Genomic DNA, 17,157 nt, shown 5'->3' with positions numbered 1-17,157 from the left:
GCGGCGCCGTCCAAGCTGCGCCGACTATCCGGCCGTGGGCGGCGCCGTCGGCGTGAGGGTCCATGTGGACTCGTCCACGATGCGCCGGTTCTCGCGGGGGCAGCTGAGCTGGCCCGGCGTCTGGTCCACGAGTTCGGGCTTGGCCAGTTCTTTGAAGTCGCCGGTCAGGATCACGTCCACGCTCGGGTCCGTCCGGCCGTCCTGGAGGTAGTCGGAGTCGGGCACGTGGCGCTGGACGCTGAAGGCGGCCGCCTGGCCGGCGGCGCCGGAGACTATCAGGGCAACCCCGCGGTAGCTCGACGTCGTGTTCCCCACCGCGCTTACGGCAAACTTGCGCGCTGCCAGCGCGTCGGCGACGCTCCGCGCCAGGCCGGGCCGGCTCGTGGAGTTGTAGACGTTGACGGTGATCTTCTCCGGCGGCGTGTAGTCGAAGATGGCCGCCGGGCACACCGACACCGGAGCTTTGCTCCGCTCCTCCGCCGCGGGCAGCTTGATCTGGCCGTTCATGATGGCCAGGGCCACCACGATCGCCGCCACGATCATGCCGACCAGTATCACCAGGACGACGCCGTGCAGGATCCGGCGGCGCAGCCGAACGGGGTTCTCCCCCGTGTCGTCGGGCTCCACGAACGTGGCCCGTAGCTCCGAGCCGCTGATGACGCGGTGCCCGTGCAGGACCTTGACGTCTGGCGGCTTCCTAGCCATTTATCACGAGGACCCGCGCGTGGATAGCGGTGCGCTGGTGCAGGGCGGTGCGGACTGCCCGGTGCAGGCCGTCTTCAAGATAGAGGACGCCGCGGTACTCCACGACGTGGGGGAAGAGGTCACCGAAGAACGTGGAGTCCTCGGCCAGCAGGGCTTCAAGGTCCAGGGTGCGCTTCGTGGTCACCAGCTCGTCGAGCCGGACCGGACGCGGCGGCAGGGCCGCCCAGTCCTTGGGCGTGTTGTAACCATGGTCGGGGTACGGGCGTCCCTCGCCCACAGCTTTGAATATCACCATGCCAGCCTAGGGAACTTGGCCGCCCAAAGGAATCGAAGTCCCCGGCCGGCGTGAGGTTGTGGCCAAACGGTAACCATTTGTCATACGCCGCACTGACACACCGGGTGCCTGGGCGTTGATCTGCTACGCACTTCGCGCAAATGATCCGTGCGGCTGACAGAATAGCGGTATGACTTCACCCGAGAATTCCCCTGTTCCGTCGCCGTCGGCCCCTGTGCTGGCGCTGCTGCTCGACGTCGACGGTCCGGTCGCGAGCCCGGTCACCCGAGACGTGCAGCCCGGAATCATCGCGGACCTGCTGGCGCTTGCCGCCGCGGGCGTACCGGTCGTCTTCAACACCGGCCGGTCGGACGCGTTCATCCGCGAGCAGGTCATGGAACCGATGATCGCGGCCGGCATCCCCGCCGGCACCGTCATTCACGCCATTTGCGAGAAGGGCGCCGTGTGGTTCAGCTACACCGCGGAAGGCCCCGGCCCTGTCCACGTGGACCACAGCCTCGCCATCCCGCAGTCCTTCGGCGACGACGTCCGCCGCCTCGTCGCCGAGGACTACGCCGCCCACATGTTCTACGACGAAACCAAGCGGGCCATGGTGTCCGTGGAGCAGCACATCGCCGTCGCCAGCCCTGACTACCGGGCCGAGCAGGAGCTGTTCGACGCCGACGCGATGGAGCTCATGGTGCGCCACGGCCTCGGCGTGGTGCGGCTGGATCACCACGTCCCGGATTCCGATGACCAGGTCGACTTCCGCGTCGACCCGACCATCATCTCGACCGACATCGAGTCGGTGCGGCTGGGCAAGGACCTGGGCGCAAGCCGGGCCGTGGAGCTCCTGGCCGCACAGGGCATCACGCCGCAGGCCTGGCGCACCGTAGGAGACTCCCGCACGGACTACGCCATGGCCGACTGGCTGCACCACAACGACCACGCCGTGAAGCACGTGGACGTCCGGCCCGCGGACGGCATCCCGGTGAAACCGTACGAGGTCCTCACCGCCGCCGATCTGGGACTCGGCGAAGACGTGATCCACGACGACGCCGGTGCCGCATTCTTGCACCACTGGCTGGCCGTCGTCACCGGCTAACGGTCCGCCGCCGGCGGCAGATTCCGCCGTCACACACCGGCCGGGTCCCGGCACGTTTCCACGGCGATTTTGAGGGTCGCGTTATCATGCAAGTAGACGCCCAACGTACTGACGAGAAACGGGAGATCCACATCACCGAAGCAGCGATCCAAGACGAGATTTACTATGGCAGCCAGGCATCTGTGGACGCCCACGCCGAGATCACGTCGGCGGCCGCCGTCGCCAGATTCCGGACCCGCTCCGATGTCGTCCGCCACCGCGGCCGCTACGCGCTGATCAACGAGAACCGCACCCCGTACCAGGCCATGGTCGAAGACCTCATGTTCCTGCGCTCCGTCCTGGCCGGCGCCGGCCTCGATTACCTGCTGGTCCGCGGAAACAACCACCGCCCGGTGATCGCCGTCGACTGGAAGGACCGCAAGGAACTCCGCGATGCGCTCGTGGAGGCGTGCCGCGACGAGCCGTTCTATTCCATGAGCGTGGACGCCAAGAAGAAGTCCTCCGTGCTGGTCGCCGACGGCGAGCTCTCGCCGAACCGCCAGGCCCGGATCTTCAGGCTGTACCGGCCCAGGGTGGAACCGGAGGGCGGCTTTGAATTCGGCGCCTCCGCCGGCGTGCAGCTGGAACTGTGGAGCTTCGAAGGCGACCAGCTGATCCTGCCGATCGAGAACTCCCTGACGCGCCGCACCATGCTGGCCCAGGATGCGGTGCGCGGCACGGTGGAACGTTACGGCCACACGTGGCCCACCATCGAGAACATGTTCGCGGACCATGCCAGCGACATCAGCTTCGACATCGACCTGGTGTTCTCGTGGGTGGACGGCAGCTCCCCCGAGTACATCGCGGCCCGCCGCGCCCGCATGGCCGGCGTCGTCGTGGGCGAAGGCGATGACCACGAGGCCCGCTTCCGCCAGATCGATGAGCTCAAATACGCCCTGCGGTCGGTCTACATGTTTGCCCCGTGGATCCGCCGGATCTTCATCGCCACCGACTCCCCCGCCCCGGCCTGGCTGGCGGACCACCCGAGTGTGACGATCGTCCGCAGCGAGGAGTTTTTCGCTGATCCCTCGGTGCTGCCGACGCACAATTCGCAGGCCGTGGAGTGCCAGCTGCACCACATCGAGGGGCTCTCCGAGCACTTCCTGTATTCCAATGACGACATGTTCTTTGGCCGCGCCGTCGGACCGGACATGTTCTTCACCCCGGGCGGCATCACCAAGTTCATCGAGGCCGAGACGCGGATCGGGCTGGGCGACAACGACGCCGAGCGCAGCGGCTTTGAAAACGCCGCCCGGGTGAACCGCAAGCTGCTCTGGAACCGGTTCGGCCGCATCACCACCCGGCACCTGGAGCACACCGCGGCTCCCCTGCGGCGCAGCGTGGTGGAGCAAATGGAGCAGGAGTTCCCGGCCGAGTTCGCCAAGACCGCAGCGAGCACGTTCCGGGCCGCAGATAACATTTCCGTGACCAACTCTTTCTACCATTATTACGCGCTGCTAACGGGCCGGGCCGTAACCCAGACGGCTGCCAAGGTGAAATATGTGGATACTACGGCGCGCGCCGGCCTGAATTATCTGCCGAAGCTTCTGGCCAAGCGGAACATGGACTTCTTCTGCCTCAACGACGGCAGCTTCCCGGAGGTCCCCGCGGAAGAGCGGGCCGAACTGGTCACGGACTTCCTGGAGAAGTACTACCCCCTCAAGGCGCCCTGGGAGAAGTAGCGGCCACGCCGGAGAAGTCATAGAAAAAGCACGGGAGCAGGCCCGTCGCCAGACACAGGCGCGGAGCGCCGGCGCCGGTCCCGACGGGTCCCCGGCAGCGTGTGTCCGGGGCCCGTTCCAGGTCCTGTACCAGGTCCCGTTAAGGGCGGGTCCGGGGTCAGTTCAGGGTGGTGAACCTGCGGTGCGCCGGATTGCGGGCCGGGGCCTCGAGTTTGGCCTGTTCCGGGATGTAGATCCCGGCGGCCGAGAGCCGGCGCTGCACTTCCTCGGGGGAAACAAGCTCGCCGACTGCGGGGGTGTCGCCAAGCAGCACCACAGAATGCACGATTGTGTGTTCGTAGACGTGGACCAGGTTGAACGCCTGCCCGCCGTCGCGGCCGCGGGTGCCACCCACAGACACGTTCAGATCCTGGGTGTAGCAGGTCGCCGACGCGACCGACACGGGAATGCCGGCGAAGGTCGCGGTGGTCGAGTAGTGCAGGTGGCCGCCGAGGATGGCGCGGACATCTGAGTTCCGCAGGACCCCGGCGAGCGCCGACTGGCCCCGGAGCTCCACGAGCACGGCAAGATCCAGCACTGACGGCACCGGCGGGTGGTGCAGGGCAAGGATGGTCCCGTCCGGCGCGGGGGTGGCCAGTTCCGCGGCGAGCCAGTCCAGCTGGTCCTGGCTTAATTCGCCATGGTGGAAGCCGGGCACGGAGGTGTCCAGGGTGATGATGCGCAGCCCGTTGACAAAGTAGCTGTGATCCACCGGCGCATCATTGTCCGCCTGGTCCAGGAGCCCGGCCCGGAAATTAGCCCGGTCGTCGTGGTTGCCCATCGCCCAGATGACCTTCGCCCCCAAGTCCTTGCACGCCGGATCCACGATCGCCCGGAGCTTGGCATAGGCATCGGGTTCGCCGAGGTCGGCGAGGTCGCCCGTGAAGATCACGGCTTCGGGGCGCGCGCCGGAAGCCCGGACTTCTTCGAAGAGCTGCCTGAGCAGGGCTTCGCTGTCCACGACGCCGTGCAGGGGTTGCGGACCCCCCAGCAGGTGGGGGTCGCTCAGGTGAAGTAAGAAATGACGTGGCCGGGGGTGCTCGGCCTCGATGCGCTCCATTGCTGCCTTCTTGGTTGGGTGGAAGCGGTGCCTCCAGTGTCCCTCTCAGTAATGACTATCCAACCAGACATTCGGCGAACAATGTAAAAACTTGGGTAGGCATATTCGAAAATACGCCGTAAACGGATGGCTTACCCTCACATGCTCCTTCCGGCATGTAAGGGATGCGGCCGGACGGCGGCACTGCCGGGCCCCGGGTCAGCAGGGAAAGGCAGCGCCGCCGGTTCGGGGACTTCCGCTAGCTCAGGTATCCGTTCGGGTTAAGCACAAACTTCGTCGCCGCACCGGCGTCGAATTCGGCGTAACCCTTGGGTGCGTCCTCCAGGGAAATGGCCTTCGCGTTGACGTTCTTGGCGATGTGCACCTTGTCGTGCAGGATGGCCATCATGAGCTGCCGGTTGTACTTCATGACCGGACACTGTCCCGTGGTGAAACTAAGCGACTTTGCCCAGCCGGTGCCGAGGCTAAGTGACAGCGCACCCTTCTTGGCCGCCTCGTCCACGCCGCCGGGATCGCCGGTGACGTACAGCCCGGGGATGCCGAGCGCGCCGCCGGCCGCGGTGAGCTCCATCAGGGAGTTCAGCACCGTCGCCGGAGCCTCCTTGGCATCGTGACCGTGCCCCTTGGCCTCGAAGCCCACAGCGTCGACGCCGCAGTCGACTTCGGGCACGCCCAGGAGCTGCTCGATCTGCTCCGCCGGGCCGCCCTGAGACAGGTCGACGGTTTCGCAGCCGAAGCTGCGCGCCTGCTTGAGGCGGTCCTCGTTCATATCACCGACAATCACGACGGCGGCGCCCAGCAGCTGGGCGCTGGTCGCAGCGGCCAGCCCGACGGGGCCCGCACCGGCGATGTAGACCGTCGATCCGACGCCGACACCGGCACTGACCGCGCCGTGGAATCCGGTCGGGAAGATGTCCGAGAGCATGGTCAGGTCCATCATCTTCTCGAGGGCCTGGTCCTTGTCCGGGAACTTCAGCAGGTTCCAGTCCGCATATGGGACCAGGACATAATTGGCCTGGCCGCCCACCCAGCCGCCCATGTCCACGTACCCGTAGGCGCTGCCGGGGCGGTCGGGATTGACGTTCAGGCAGATGCCCGTCTTGCGTTCCTTGCAGTTCCGGCAACGCCCGCAGGCAATGTTGAACGGCACCGAACAGATGTCCCCGACCTTGATGAATTCAACGTCGGGCCCAACTTCCACCACTTCGCCTGTGATTTCGTGGCCAAGCACCAGATCGGTGGGGGCGGTGGTGCGTCCCCGGACCATATGCTGGTCTGAGCCGCAGATATTCGTGGCAACAGTCTTGAGGATTACGCCGTGGCGTACCTGCCGGCCGACGTTGGCGGGGTTGACCCCCGGACCGTCCTTGAGTTCGAACTCGGGGTAGTCAATGTCGATCAGTTCGACTTTTCCCGGCCCCTTGTAGGCAACGGCTTTGTTCCCTGTCATCGATTTCCTCCTGCTTTCACGGGCCCCAATGGCGCCCAGTTGTGATTCACGAAGTTCTTTGATGCGCCCCCCGCAGGAATACCTCGGCCGCACTGCCGACGGGCGGCTGTCAGGGATGACTGCGCCGTGGGTATGCCCGGAAAGTTGGAGGGTTCGGCCAGTCTAGGCGGTAAGCATACTTAGGGATAGGGGCTGTGGGGCCGAATTTCGGGCCTTCTTCCTCAGCCCAGGGCGGACTGGACAGCTTCGATGACCTCCGGGGCGTCCGGCTCCACTGTCGGCGCAAAGCGGGCAATGATCTCGCCGTCGCGGTTCACCAGGAACTTCTCGAAGTTCCACTTCACCAGGCCCGGCAGGATGCCGTTCTTGAACTTGGTGAGCTCGGCGTAGAGCGGGTGCTGGTTCTTGCCGCGGACATCGGCCTTGGCTGTCAGCGGGAACGTCACCCCGAAGTTGCGCTGGCAGAATTCGGCGATTTCGGCGTCGTCCCCGGGCTCCTGCCCGGCGAACTGGTTGCACGGGACACCCAGGACCTGGAATCCCTGGTCGCGGAACTTGTTGTGCAGCGCCTCGAGACCCGCGTACTGCGGCGTGAAACCGCATTGGGACGCCACATTCACCACCAGCACCACCTCCCCCTTGAAGCGGCCGAAGTCGGTGTTGGTGCCGTCGATAAGTGTCAGGGGAATGGAGTGCAGAGCAGTCATGGGCGCATCCTCGCGATGTCAGTGGTCCGGCGCAGTGGTCCGGACCTATTCACTAGGGTAGTTCGGCGCCGACGCGCGCGAGTATGGGTATGCCCGCTGGATAGGCCCCGGACCGGACCCGGGATCTTATGCGTCAGGTCAAGCAGGGAGGTCACATCACCGGCTGCAGGAACCTCCACCGGCGGACAGGCACGCCCGGCGGTTCCGAAACACGGTTCGGGGCAAGGCTTCGTGGCGGCTAGGGGCTCGGCGTTGGGGTGGGCGTCGCTGAAGCTTTGGTGGCGGCCGCCTTCGTGGGCGACTTCGTGGCCGTTGTTGGCTTTGGCTGACTGGTTGGCGTGATCGGCGGGGTCACCGGTGCCGGCTGCGACGTGGCAGCTTCCGTTGCACTTGGAGAGGCTGACGCCGGCGCGGAGGTAGCCAGTGGAGCAATGGACGGCTGGTTCGGCACCGGAACTGTCGGCGTCACGGTGGCAGTTGCCGGCGCGGTCTTCGTCGGGGTCGGCGTCGGAGTGGCCGTCGCGGTCTTCGTCGGGGTCGGCGTCGGCGTCGCAGTTGCCGTCGGCGTCGCGGTCGGCGTCGCGGTCGCAGTGGGCGTCGGAGAAGCCGTTCCGGTCGGGGTGGGCGTCGCGGTCTTCGTTGGGGTTGGCGTCGGCGTCGCGGTCGGTGTCGCGGTCGCGGCGGGCTTTGCCGGCTGCTTGCCGGCGGCGGCCTCGGTAGCCGCAGCCGAGGCACTCCCGGAAGGCTTGGCCGCCACGGCGGCAGGTTGTTCCTGAACGCCCCCGGCCACCACGTGGGTCAGGTCTTCCCGGACGGGAATCGCCCAGCCGATCCCGGAGTTGGACGGCTTACCGGCGTCGGGCGCGTAGCTGGTCATCTCTATAGTGCCGAGCTGGTCCACCTGCTTGATGGGGAGAAACGTCCAGTCCCGCGGATCGGTGTGGGATCCGTTGAGGATCGTTTCAAAGTGAAGGTGACAGCCGGTAGAAGATCCGGTGGTGCCCACCCGGGCAATGACCTCCCCCACCCGCACGGAGTCGCCCTTCTTGACCGCAATGGCCTCAAGGTGGTTGTACGTGGTGATGAGACCGTTGCCGTGGTCGATTTCCACCCGGTTGCCGCCGCCCCACGGATGCCACCCGACGGCCCGCACCACACCGGCGTCGGCGGAGTAGACCCGAGTGCCGCAGGGTGCAGCGAAGTCTTGGCCCCAGTGGAATTCGCCCGCGACCCCGGTGAGGGGGCTGGTGCGCAGTCCGAACGGCGACGACGGCACCAACGTTTCCAGCGGGGCCATGAGGAAGCCGGCTGCGGGCCGGGTGAGCGCCGCGGAGGCGACATTGAGTTCGCCGCCGATCCCTTCCCGGTTCACCGTTTGCACTGTGCTTCTGCTGAAGGCCACGAGCGCCTGGGCGTCGGCAGTGACGGCGGCCGGGGTCCCTGGTGCAACGATCGCGGCGGCGCCGGAGGGCGGGGCCAGGGCTTCAGGGTCCAGGGTTTCAGGCCCCACTGCGCCGGAGGCCGGGACGGCGGCAGAGAGGCCAGCGGGCATCCCGGCGCTCAGCCCTTGAATGCCGCCGATTGTCAGAACGGCCAGGGACAGGCACAGGCCTCCGGATACCCAGCGCACGGCAAGGGTCCGCGTTCTGGCTGTCTGCTCACTCGATGAGTATCCCCAGTGTTTTCCCACGATGTGACCCCCGCCATATGTTCGCCAGACCCCAATCTTCACGGACCTACTTCCCCATGGGACCACACACCGCCGGGTCTGTGAACCGTCCGCATGCCCCTTTTGCGGTCCCAATCGGAAATCCCCGGGCGTCCCCAGTAGTGCGCCCCTGACGGCCCAGTAGTCCCCGGCCGAATTGCAGGTGCCGGGCACCGCGGAGCCGGGTAAGAACGGGGCATGCGCAACGTCCGCAGGGAATGGCAGGCGGTGTCGCGGTCTCAGTTCACGACGCGGGCGGCGACGACGGCGCCAACGTTGCAGACTGGGGCGGCGGCGGGGGTGGCGGCGGCGATGTGCCCGGCGACGGAGGCGGCGTTGTTGACGGCGGCGGAGGTGGTGGCGGAGGCGATGTGCTCGGCGACGGGGGCGGCGTTGTTGACGGAGGCGATGTAGTTGACGGAGGCGATGTGGTCGACGGGGGCGATGTAGTCGGCGACTGGGGCGGAGTGCTCGACGTGGTCGAGGGAGTCACCGTGTCGGTAACGCTCGTTGTGGGCGTCGGCGTACCGGATCCGCTGGGAGGCGAGGTGGACGTCGTCGGGCTCTCCGGGGGGCGGGGGGTGGGGGTGGAGGGGCCCATTCCATCCGGCGGACCTGGAACGTGGGACTCCTTGTCCCCGCCCGTGACCGTGTGCGACTTGTCCTCCGAGATCGGGATGGCCCAATGGGGCTTAGTCTCCGGGACATTGGTGCCCGGGAGGTAACTGATCATCTGGATGTCCCCGAGGGGGTCGAGCTGCCTGATGGGCACCAGCTTCCAGTTCATCGGGTTGGAGTGCTTGCCGTTAGCGATGGTCTCAAAATGGAGGTGGCAGCCGGTGGACGAACCCGTAGTGCCCACCCGGGCGATTACCTGCCCCACGTGGACGGACTCGCCCGTCTTGACGGCAATGGATTCGAGGTGGTTGTAGGTCGTAATGAGCCCGTTTCCATGGTCGACTTCGGCCCGGTTGCCGCCGCCCCACGGGTGCCAGCCAACGGACCGTACTGCTCCCGTGTCGGCCGCGTAAACCCGCGTGCCACAGGGTGCGGCAAAGTCCTGTCCCCAGTGAAATTCGCCCGCCAGGCCGGTCAGGGGGTTGAACCGAAGTCCGAACCCGGACGTCGGGGTCAGTTTCTCGAGGGGTGCCATCAGGGACCCCAACGACGGACGCGACAGGCTAAGGGACGCGAGGTTCAGCTCGCGCTCGCCATCCTTGGAGATGGTTCTGATCTCAGTACGGCTGAAGGAAAGCAGGGCATTGACATCCGCGGTGAAGGTTCCCGGGGAAGGCTGGCGGGAGCTTCCGCCCGCGTCGTTTGCCACGGCCGCCGCTGCTCGGCGAGCTTCTCCCCCGCCCCCTGCCACGGCTGGCACGCTGGAAAGCGGCGCGGGTTGCGGGCTATTAGCCCAGGCCGCCACCGTGGTGAGGGCCGCAAGAGTACACACCGCAAGGATCACGGCGATGATCGACCAGGGCCGGCTTGTCCCCTGCCCGGGTTGGTTTCGCCAGTGCTTTCCCACGTAGCAACTCCTGCGAGAGGCCCGCCAGACCCCAATCTCGGCGGGGTTACGCTCCCATGGGAACACAGGTGAATGCATCCGGGTGCCCCGATCGGCGCGCCTTTAGGGCATTCCGCGGGGTCGTTTCGGGCACTCCGGGCCAGCGTTCGGCCAAGCTTTTTAATGCGCGAGAATTAACCATGCGCAACCTCCTCAGGGAATGGCAGGCCGAACTCAAACAGACCTTCACCGGGACGCGCGAGGCCGTGCCGGAGTGGGTGCCCCGCCTTGCCGAGGGGGACGACGCCGGCTATCACTTGCCGGGGTCTGCGGTCTGGGCCGTGCACGGGGACATGCCCACCATCGTGGCGGGCGTCCGGGCACTCCTGATGCAGGCGCTCCATCCCGGCGCGCTGGCCGGGGTCCACGACCATTCGCGCTTCCGCGAGGACCCGCTGGGCCGGCTCGCGGGCACCATCCGCTGGATCTTCACCGTTTCTTACGGCTCCACGGACGCGGCCCGGGCCGCGTCAGACTGGGTCCTGCGGCTCCACCGGTCAGTTCAAGGACAATTCGTGGACGGCCACGGCGTCGCACGCACTTATGCGGCCAATGATCCCGAGCTGCTCAGCTGGGTCCACATTGCCTTTACGGACGCCTTCCTCTCGGCCCACAAACTGTGGGGCCGGCCGATTCCGGGCGGCCCGGATGCCTACGTCCGTGAGTGGGCCCAAGCCGGCCGGCTCATGGGCGTGGAGTCCCCTCCGCTGAGCGAGGCGGAAATGCGGCGGCAACTGGACCGCTGGTACGACGACGGCGAACTCCGCTCCGATGAGCGGGTCGCCGAAACGGTGGCGTTCATCCGCGACCCGCCCCTCCACCCCGCGCTCCGGCCGGGCTACCGGGTGCTGTTCGCGGCCGCCGTGGCCAGCCTCGAGCCCAAGTACCGCGAGCTGCTGGGGCTGCGGACCGCGCGGCTGGGCCCGTTCCCGCTGCCGGTAAAGCTGGCCACGCGGGTGACGCTGTGGGTGGTGCATCTTGCCCTGGGCCGGGTGGGGCCGAGCGAGCAGGCGGCCCGGACCCGTCTGCGCCGGCTGGGCTACCGCGCCTGAGCCTGGATGTGGCTCGCTGGGTGGGCTGACGGCGGGCGCACGGGCGGCGGGCGGACAGGGCCCGTGGCCTGCCCGGGCCGCTTGGCCGGCTCGCGGGGAAGCTCTCGTGTCCTGTAAACCCCCATAGCGCCAGGGAAGCCAAGGCATGCAGACGCAAAAAGGCCCCGGTCCAAGGGACCGGGGCCAACCGCGGAGAATGGGGGATTTGAACCCCCGAGGGCGTTAACCCAACACGCGTTCCAGGCGTGCGCCATAGGCCGCTAGGCGAATTCTCCAGTTGCTTCTGAATCAAAAGCAGATACTAGAATACCTGAACTTTCCGGCTTCGCCCAATTGAGCCCCGCACGCCCCGGTCCGACACTCCTCCGGGGGACATGCCCCACGCTGCACGCGGGGGCTGGACATAGTCCCATTCCGCTCAGCCCTGGCCTCGAAAAATGAGCATGCCCCCGGGCCGCCCAGCCCCACCGGGGGACATGCCCCACGCTGCACGCGGGGGCTGGACATAGTCCCATTCCGCCCTGTTCCGCCCAGCCCCGCCCTGCCCTGGTCTCGAAAGATGAGCATGCCCCCGGGCCGCCCAGCCCCGCCGCGAGACATGCCCCACGCTGCACGCGGGGGCTGGACATAGTCCCATTCCGCCCAGCCCTGGCCTCGAAAAATGAGCATGCCCCCGGCCGCCCAGCCCCACCGCGAGACATGCCCCACGCCGCGTGCGGGGGCTGGACATAGTCCCATTCCGCCCTGTTCCGCCCAGCCCCGCCCTGCCCTGGTCTCGAAAGATGAGCATGTCCCCCGGGGGAATCAGGGCCAGGCCGGCCCGATTCGGGGCACACCCAATCGTCGGGTAATATTGCTGACGGCCCCTCATGTGGCGTCATCCTGTTGAACTCCCCCAGGACCGGAAGGTAGCAAGGGTAAGCGGGCTCTGGCGGGTGCATGAGGGGTCTTTTATGTCTGTGCCGATTGGTAGGGTTTATCTGTGACTGTTACTACCGCTCTCTACCGTCGATACCGCCCCGATTCGTTCGCGGACGTCATCGGGCAGGAGCACGTCACCGAGCCCCTCATGACGGCCCTGCGCAAGAACCGCGTCAACCACGCCTACCTCTTTTCCGGCCCGCGCGGCTGCGGCAAAACCACCTCGGCCCGCATCCTGGCCCGCTGCCTGAACTGCGCCGAGGGCCCCACGGACACCCCCTGCGGCAAGTGCCCCAGCTGTGTCGAGCTCGCCCGCGGCGGCTCGGGCTCCCTGGATGTCATCGAGATCGACGCCGCCAGCCACGGTGGCGTGGACGACGCCCGCGACCTCCGCGAACGGGCCACCTACGCCCCGGTCCGGGACCGTTACAAGATCTTCATCATTGACGAAGCCCACATGGTCACCTCGGCCGGCTTCAACGCCCTGCTCAAGATCGTCGAAGAGCCGCCGGAGCACATCAAGTTCATCTTCGCCACCACGGAGCCGGACAAGGTGATCGGCACCATCCGTTCCCGCACGCACCATTACCCCTTCCGGCTGGTGCCGCCGGAGCCCCTCATGGCGTACCTGGAGCTGCTCTGCACCCAGGAGAACGTCCCCGTGGCGCCCGGCGTCCTCTCCCTCGTCATCCGCGCAGGCGGGGGCTCCGTCCGTGACTCCCTCTCCGTGCTGGACCAGCTCATGGCCGGCGCCGGACCAAACGGCTTGGACTACGAACTCGCGGTCGCCCTCCTGGGCTACACGCACGCCTCCCTGCTGGACGACGTCGTCGAGGCGGTCGCCGCATCGGACGCCGCCACGGTCTTCCGCGCCGTGGACCGGGTTATCCAGACCGGTCACGATCCCCGCCGCTTCGTCGAGGACCTGCTGGAGCGCTTCCGCGACCTCATCATCGTGCAGGCCATGCCCGAAAGCGCCCAGTCCATCCTCCGGGGCATGCCGGCGGACCAGATCGCCCGGATGCAGAACCAGGCGCACAATCTCGGGGCGGCCGAGCTCTCGCGCGCCGCGGACGTCACCAACACCGCGCTCACGGAGATGACCGGGGCCACGTCGCCGCGCCTGCACCTGGAACTGCTGTGCGCCCGCATCCTGCTGCCCAGCTCCGAACAGACGGAGCGCGGCATTGCGGCACGGATCGACCGCGTCGAGCGGCGATTGAACTACGCCGGGAACGACGTCGGAGCTCCCCTCGCCGGCGCCCCCGCGGCTGCCCCGGCCGCGCCTGCGCCCGCCGAGCAGACGCCTGCCCCTCAGCCGCCCGCGGCCGAACCTCCCGCGACACGGGCCTCCGGTGCTGGTTCGCCCGCGGCACCGGCCGCCGCAGCTCCCAACCCTGCAGCCGCGCTGCCACCAGCCGGGCAGTCCCCCGCCGGGCAGCAGCCGGCTGCGGCGCCCGTGCCCGCCCGGGCCCGGCCGGACGAGCCGCTCCGGGAACCCCTCATGGCCCCGCGGGTCAGCACGAGCGACTGGCCCGTAGACGAACCCGCGGCGGCCAGCAAGAACGCGGCCGCCTCGTCGCAGTCTGCTGCAGGCCGGGCGGCCCCGTCCCGGCCTGCTGCGGCACCGCCAGTCGAGCCCGCCCCGGCAGCCGCGGGCCCTGCCGCAGCCGAGGCGGCCCCGTCCGCGCCGGCACGCCCCGAACCGGTCCCGGCTGTCTCGGTGCCCGTCGCCGTTCCCGGCCCCGTAGCCGGCGCCGTATCCGGCCCGGGCGCCGACGTCGAGGTTTTGCGCCGTGCGTGGCCCGAAATCCTGCAAACGCTCACCAAGATCAAGCGCAGCACCTGGGCGCTCGTGGAACCCAATGCCCAGGTCGGTCATTTCGAGGACCATGTCCTGACGCTCGCATTCACCACTCCGGGGCTGGCGGGCGCGTTCGGCCGGGCTGACCACGCCGACAATCTCCGGCAGGCGATCCACAAGACGATCGGCATTGACTGCCAGATCCGTGCCGTGGCCGGCGGAAACAACAGCCCGGCGAGCTCTGAGCCAAACCCAAAAGCACCGGCTAGCCGGGAGACCCCGGTTTCGTCGGCCGACGCTGCCTGGGGCCTTGCTCCGCAGCCGCCTGCCGCACCGGCCAGCACAACCGCCGGCGCCGATCCGGCGGGAGCACCCGTTCCGGCCCACGTTCCCGTCGCCTCAACGCCGGCAACGCCACCCGCCCCCGCGTCGGCGGTGCCTGCTGCCAGCGCCGCTCCTGCACCGGAACCGGCACCGGAACCGCGGGCATCTGTCCTGGCTGCCCCGGCCCCGGTTCGGACGGCTGGCCAGAGCGTCAGGCCCGGCGGCTCTTCAGAGCCTTCGGAACCGTCGGGATCCTACGCCGATCCTGATGACGACTGGGGACCGCCCCGCGATGAGGACGCCCCTCCGCTGGATGAAGAACCTCCCATGGATTGGGACCCTTCACCCACCGCGGCGCCCCGCCGCGCCGAGCCCGCAGCCCCGGCTCCCGTCCGGAAGTCTCCGGCCCGGGCGGAGTCCACCGCCGCCGGCTCCCCGGCCGGGACGTCGCCCGCAGACTCCGACACGTCGGCTGACCCGTGGGCCCGCGCCGTCGAGCAGTCGCCCGGGGTCTGGACGATCGGCACGGATTCCAACGTCGGCGGGTACGTGACGCCGGCGGAGCCTGCGGCGCCCGAGCCCGAACCCGAACCCGTGCACTACGAGCCGGCGGCGGCACAGATCCCGGAATATGCCGGCGCCGTGTCCGCACCGTCCGGACTCGTGTCGGAACTGTCTGCCCATGCCCGAAGCGCGCCGGCGCCGGCGGCCCCGCAGGCTGCCGCACCGCGCGGGACTGCCACTGCGCTTGCCGCTCCACCGGCACCGGCCGCAGTCCCCGAGACTGCCGCCCCCGGGGCCGCTGCCGCGACGGGCCGGCAAAGCCTGTACCAGCGGTTGTCGAACAGTCCGGAGGCCGAGGCCGGGCGGGCCAAAGCCCCCGCCCGCGCGGCTGCCGCACCCACCGTGTACGTGCAGGACATCCCGAGCGCCGACGACGAAACGATCGAGGAATCGGGCGTGTTCGGCAGGGCCGCCGTCGAGCGTATTCTGGGCGGGAAACTGGTGGAGGAGCGCTCGCTGGACGGAAGCCCCCTGCCGCCGCGCTTCTAAGAGACCCCCGCCGGCTGGTCCCGGCCCCACACCAAGCGAACGAGGACATTGTGTACGAAGGTGCAGTTCAAGAGCTGATAGACGAGCTCGGACGCCTTCCCGGAGTCGGGCCCAAGTCTGCCCAGCGGCTGGCTTTTCACATCCTCGAGGCGGATCCGCAGGACATGAAGCGGCTCGTCGACGCCATCACCAGCGTGAAGGAACGGGTCAAGTTCTGCACGGTGTGCGGGAACGTGACGGAGCAAGAGCTGTGCAATATCTGCCGCGACCCGCGGCGGGATCCCTCGGTGATCTGCGTCGTCGAGGAATCCAAGGACGTGCTGGCGGTGGAGCGGACGCGGTCGTTCCGCGGCCGGTACCACGTGCTGGGCGGGGCGATCAATCCGATCGCCGGCATCGGTCCGGAACAGCTGCGGATCCGCGAGCTGCTTACCCGGCTCAACGACGGCGCCATCCAGGAAATCATCATTGCCACCGACCCCAACCTTGAGGGCGAGGCCACGGCGACGTATCTGGCCCGGATGCTCAAGTCGATCGGCATCGCGGTCACCCGGCTCGCTTCCGGGCTGCCTGTAGGCGGGGACTTGGAGTACGCCGACGAAGTCACGCTCGGCAGGGCCTTCGAGGGCCGCCGCAACGCGCTGAGCTGACGGGGGTACGTCACACCCGTCGTCAGCGCCGCCCCGGCCCCGCTCCTCACCGAGCGGCTGCTGTTGCGTCCGTTGACAGCAGACGACGCCGGCGCTCTGCTCCGTTTCCGCGCCCACCTCTCCGCTACGCGATACCTGTCGCACGGTCCGCTCACCCCGGAGCAGAACGACGCCCGGCTCCGGCAGGTCCTGTCCGCCGCGGAGTCGTCAACCGCTGTGTGGTTCCACTTCGGCTGGGCGTTCGAACTCCGGTCCACCGGCGAGGTCATCGGGGACGGCCGGACTTGGAACACCGAGGAGCCCCCGGTGCCCGGCCGGATACCCGCCGAGTCCGCGTGCCTGGACTACATCCTGCATCCGGAGCACCACGGCTAAGGTCTTGGCCGGGAGGCCGCCGGCGCCCTCGTCGGGTGGTTCTTCACCTCCCGCGGCAGCGAGACCATTTTCGCGGGGGTCTACGAGCCCAATCTCCCTTCGCGCAGGCTGCTGGAGGGCCTGGGCTTCCGGAAGGACCACTTCCTTCCGGTGTCCGAAGACACCGCGGGCAAACAGCTGCCTTCCTGGCGCTACCGGCTGGATCGCGGCTAGCCCCGGCCGCTCGCCGCTGCCTGCTGCTTCCGGGCCGCAGGACATGTCCCGCGCCCGCCCCCGGGAATGGACACAATGCCCTCAGGCCCACCCCTGACCGCCAAGACTGAGCATGTCCCGCGGAACGGGAGAGCATGCCCACCACCGGGCCGCAGCACGGGGCATACCCACCCAAAGGACTTGACTGCCGGACATCCCTCGCCCGCACTCCCTCCCGTCCGCAGGACATGTCCCGCGCCCGCCCCCGGGAATGGACACAATGCCCTCAGGCCCACCCCTGACCGCCAAGACTGAGCATGTCCCGCGGAACGGGAGAGCATGCCCACCCCCGGGCCGCAACACGGGGCATGTCCGGTGGCAGGGACGGGGTGTGTCTGCCATTCGGTCACAATTCAACGGCGCGGGCGGCACGGCGATAAACTGGGAGGAGAA

General features: G+C 68.2%; 12 protein-coding genes, 1 tRNA gene, 1 other RNA gene and 1 pseudogene. 7 read left to right on the top strand and 8 right to left on the bottom strand.

The genetic code is table 11. The annotated features are described in order from the left end of the window. Positions 1–24: 24 nt before the first annotated feature. On the bottom strand, positions 25–705 hold the full coding sequence (locus LDO15_RS02760) for a LytR C-terminal domain-containing protein (protein WP_223983774.1): 681 nt from the start codon (positions 703–705) through the stop codon (positions 25–27). Continuing rightward, the gene (locus LDO15_RS02755; protein WP_120954228.1) at positions 698–997 is read right to left on the bottom strand and encodes a type II toxin-antitoxin system VapB family antitoxin; all 300 of its coding nucleotides are present in this window, start codon (positions 995–997) and stop codon (positions 698–700) included. Before LDO15_RS02755 ends, LDO15_RS02760 begins: the two co-directional genes overlap by 8 nt. A gap of 172 nt (positions 998–1,169) precedes the next feature. Here LDO15_RS02755 and LDO15_RS02750 point away from each other — a divergent pair, with 172 nt between their 5' ends. Next, on the top strand, positions 1,170–2,084 hold the full coding sequence (locus tag LDO15_RS02750) for a hypothetical protein (RefSeq protein WP_223983772.1): 915 nt from the start codon (positions 1,170–1,172) through the stop codon (positions 2,082–2,084). Between the two features lie 86 nt (positions 2,085–2,170). Beyond that, positions 2,171–3,805, top strand: coding sequence for a stealth family protein (locus LDO15_RS02745; RefSeq protein ID WP_223983770.1), 1,635 nt, complete (start codon positions 2,171–2,173; stop codon positions 3,803–3,805). 157 nt (positions 3,806–3,962) lie between these two features. On the opposite strand, the gene LDO15_RS02740 is transcribed toward LDO15_RS02745, so the two are convergent. From LDO15_RS02740 to LDO15_RS02720, 5 genes are all read right to left on the bottom strand, one after another. Then, the gene (locus LDO15_RS02740; protein ID WP_223983768.1) at positions 3,963–4,904 is read right to left on the bottom strand and encodes a phosphodiesterase; all 942 of its coding nucleotides are present in this window, start codon (positions 4,902–4,904) and stop codon (positions 3,963–3,965) included. Between the two features lie 238 nt (positions 4,905–5,142). Then, positions 5,143–6,354, bottom strand: coding sequence for a formaldehyde dehydrogenase, glutathione-independent (fdhA, locus tag LDO15_RS02735; protein ID WP_223983766.1), 1,212 nt, complete (start codon positions 6,352–6,354; stop codon positions 5,143–5,145). A gap of 221 nt (positions 6,355–6,575) precedes the next feature. Then, the gene (locus tag LDO15_RS02730; RefSeq protein WP_223983764.1) at positions 6,576–7,061 is read right to left on the bottom strand and encodes a glutathione peroxidase; all 486 of its coding nucleotides are present in this window, start codon (positions 7,059–7,061) and stop codon (positions 6,576–6,578) included. A gap of 238 nt (positions 7,062–7,299) precedes the next feature. Beyond that, positions 7,300–8,691 carry a M23 family metallopeptidase gene (locus LDO15_RS02725; RefSeq protein WP_223983761.1) on the bottom strand — a complete coding sequence of 464 codons (1,392 nt, stop codon included), beginning with the start codon at positions 8,689–8,691 and terminating at the stop codon, positions 7,300–7,302. A 317-nt stretch (positions 8,692–9,008) separates the two neighbouring features. Then, on the bottom strand, positions 9,009–9,455 hold the full coding sequence (locus LDO15_RS02720; protein ID WP_223987704.1) for a hypothetical protein: 447 nt from the start codon (positions 9,453–9,455) through the stop codon (positions 9,009–9,011). 1,018 nt (positions 9,456–10,473) lie between these two features. Between LDO15_RS02720 and LDO15_RS02710 the strand changes: the two genes are divergently transcribed. Next, on the top strand, positions 10,474–11,385 hold the full coding sequence (locus tag LDO15_RS02710) for an oxygenase MpaB family protein (RefSeq protein WP_223983758.1): 912 nt from the start codon (positions 10,474–10,476) through the stop codon (positions 11,383–11,385). Positions 11,386–11,575: 190 nt separating this feature from the next. On the opposite strand, the gene LDO15_RS02705 is transcribed toward LDO15_RS02710, so the two are convergent. Beyond that, a tRNA-Ser gene (locus tag LDO15_RS02705) sits at positions 11,576–11,660 on the bottom strand. A 583-nt stretch (positions 11,661–12,243) separates the two neighbouring features. Between LDO15_RS02705 and ffs the strand changes: the two genes are divergently transcribed. The 4 genes and pseudogenes from ffs (at position 12,244) to LDO15_RS23500 (ending at position 16,725) form a co-directional block, all read left to right on the top strand. Continuing rightward, positions 12,244–12,340, top strand: an RNA gene (gene ffs, locus LDO15_RS02700) — signal recognition particle sRNA small type. A gap of 27 nt (positions 12,341–12,367) precedes the next feature. Beyond that, positions 12,368–15,487 (top strand): DNA polymerase III subunit gamma and tau, encoded by a 3,120-nt coding sequence (locus LDO15_RS02695; protein WP_223983755.1) that lies wholly within the window; start codon positions 12,368–12,370, stop codon positions 15,485–15,487. A gap of 50 nt (positions 15,488–15,537) precedes the next feature. Then, positions 15,538–16,137, top strand: coding sequence for a recombination mediator RecR (gene recR / locus LDO15_RS02690; RefSeq protein ID WP_223983752.1), 600 nt, complete (start codon positions 15,538–15,540; stop codon positions 16,135–16,137). A gap of 63 nt (positions 16,138–16,200) precedes the next feature. Continuing rightward, a pseudogene (locus LDO15_RS23500) lies at positions 16,201–16,725 on the top strand (GNAT family N-acetyltransferase). The last annotated feature ends 432 nt before the right edge of the window (positions 16,726–17,157 follow it).

It is taken from the genome of Arthrobacter sp. NicSoilB8, assembly GCF_019977355.1.
In the GTDB taxonomy this organism is placed as follows: Bacteria; Actinomycetota; Actinomycetes; order Actinomycetales; family Micrococcaceae; genus Arthrobacter.
The sequence above is the reverse complement of the archived record's forward strand: the minus strand, read 5'-3'. Positions and strand labels throughout refer to the sequence as shown.